This is a genomic window from Inquilinus limosus MP06, assembly GCF_000767795.1.
GTDB classification, from domain to species: Bacteria; Pseudomonadota; Alphaproteobacteria; order DSM-16000; family Inquilinaceae; genus Inquilinus; species Inquilinus limosus_E.
The window spans coordinates 1-2,057 of sequence record NZ_JANX01000813.1; the positions used below are offsets into that span (position 1 = coordinate 1).

2 protein-coding genes are annotated in these 2,057 nt (G+C 73.0%); one reads left to right on the top strand and one right to left on the bottom strand.

Going from position 1 to position 2,057, the window contains the following annotated elements:
* Positions 1 to 1,018 (bottom strand): tryptophan--tRNA ligase (trpS, locus tag P409_RS32710; RefSeq protein ID WP_202964883.1); only part of this gene is annotated, 1,018 nt, incomplete at its 3' end.
* A gap of 302 nt (positions 1,019 to 1,320) precedes the next feature.
* On the opposite strand from trpS, the gene aat reads away from it, so the two are divergent.
* Positions 1,321 to 1,971 carry a leucyl/phenylalanyl-tRNA--protein transferase gene (gene aat, locus P409_RS32715; protein ID WP_034848524.1) on the top strand — a complete coding sequence of 217 codons (651 nt, stop codon included), beginning with the start codon at positions 1,321 to 1,323 and terminating at the stop codon, positions 1,969 to 1,971.
* Positions 1,972 to 2,057 lie beyond the last annotated feature (86 nt).

Genomic DNA, 2,057 nt, shown 5'->3' on the forward strand with positions numbered 1-2,057 from the left:
GCACCGCGTCCAGCACCTGCGCCGCCTGCTGCCGCGCGGCCTCGGTGCCCTGGCGCAGGACGGCGCGGACCTCGCCGGGCTCTTGCGCCAGGGCGGCGCGGCGCTCGCGGATCGGCCCCAGCAACGCCTCCAGCACCTCCTCCAGCCGGCGCTTCACCGCCATGTCCGGCAGGCCGCCGGCGCGGTAGCGGCGCTTGAGGTCGGCCACCGCCGCCGGGTCGGGATCGAAGGCGTCAAGATAGGCGAAGACGACATTGCCCTCGACCTTCCCTGGATCCTCGACCCGCAGATGGCCGGGATCGGTGTACATGCGGCGGATCTTGGCGCGCACCGTGTCGGCGTCGTCGCGCAGGTCGATGGCGTTGCCGGCCGATTTGCTGGCCTTGCCTTGGCCGTCCAGCCCCGGCAGGCGCGGCGTGGTCGACAGCAGGATCCGCGGCTCCGGCAGCACCGCGGCGCCGGCCAGGCGGTTGACCGCGCGCACGATCTCCACCGTCTGCTCCAGCATCGGCGCCTGGTCGGCGCCGACCGGCACCAGCGTCGCCGCCACCGCGGTGATGTCGGCCGCCTGGCCGACCGGATAGCACAGGAACCCCGCCGGCAGGTCGCGGGCGAAGCCGCGCTGGCGGATCTCCTCGCGCACCGTCGGGTTGCGCTCCAGCCGCGCCACGGTGACGAGGTTCAGGTACAGCATCGCCAGCTCGGCCATCTCCGGCACCGCCGATTGCAGCACGATGGCGCTGCGGGCGGGGTCGAGGCCGATGGCGAGGTAGTCGAGCGCCACCTCCATCACGTTGCGGCTGACCCGGCCGGGGTCGGCGGCGTTGTCAGTCAGGGCCTGCAGGTCGGCGATCAGCACGAACTGCCGGCACAGGCGCTGCAGCCGCAGCCGGTTGGCCAGGGAGCCGGCGTAATGGCCGAGATGCAGCGGCCCGGTCGGCCGGTCGCCGGTCAGCACGACATCGGAAGCGGCGACCTCGGGCGCGGGGGCCTGGGGGGCGAGGGCAAGCATGGACATGGGACGAATCCTTTCGAGCAGGAAGGGGAAGCCGCTCGGATGGATCGCCGTCTCGGGAGATGAAAAGGCCGCTTCCATCGGAGCGGCCTTGGGTGCAGGACGAAGCACGCGCGAGCCGCCGTCAGGCGCTGCGCCACCAATTCCGGAACAGGGTCGCGGTCTTCGTCATGGCCGGCACCCTACAGCAGCCGGGCCGCACGGAAAAGACGGCGACGGGTGGACGCGGCCCCTCCCCTCCGCTATCGACGGGACATGACCGCCGCACCGCACCATATCCCTGGGGCAACCTTCCGGTCCCGGCCATGACCCACGTCACGCCCCAGCTGCTGCTCCGCGCCTATGCCGCCGGGCTGTTCCCGATGGCGGAATCGGCGGACAGCCCGGAGCTGCACTGGTTCGACCCGCCCCGTCGCGGAATCCTGCCGCTGGACGGCCTGCATGTGCCGCGCCGGCTGGCCCGCACGATCAAGGCCGGCCGCTTCAGGGTCACCGCCAACCAGGCCTTCCACGCCGTGATCGCCGGCTGCGCCGCGCCCGCGCCGGACCGGCCGAACACCTGGATCAACGACGAGATCGTCGCCCTCTACACCACGCTGCACCGCGCCGGCTTCGCCCACAGCGTCGAGAGCTGGGACGGCGACGTGCTGGTCGGCGGCCTGTACGGCGTGGCCCTGGGCGGCGCCTATTTCGGCGAGAGCATGTTCAGCCGCGCCACCGACGCCAGCAAGGTGGCGCTGGTCCATCTGGTGGCCCGGCTGCGCGCCGCCGGCTTCGCGCTGCTCGACACCCAGTTCGTGACCGACCATCTGGCCCGCTTCGGCACCATCGAGATCGAGCGCGCCGAGTATCGCCGCCGCCTGGACGCCGCCCTGGCGCTGCGGCCGGACTGGGCGGCCGCCGATCCCGGGCCGGAGCTGGAGCTGTTGCTGCAACGGCAGCCGGAGGAGCGATGACCGCCCTGCCCCTGCGCCGCCGGCCGGTGCCGCCCGGCCCGATCGACGAGGCGCTGCTGCGCTTCGTCGAGGCGCATCCGGTGCCG

What these genes read in the sequence shown, in the direction of transcription:
- aat (WP_034848524.1), top strand. Translation starts at nt 1,321, where the DNA reads ATGACCCACGTCACGCCCCAGCTGCTGCTCCGCGCCTATGCCGCCGGG.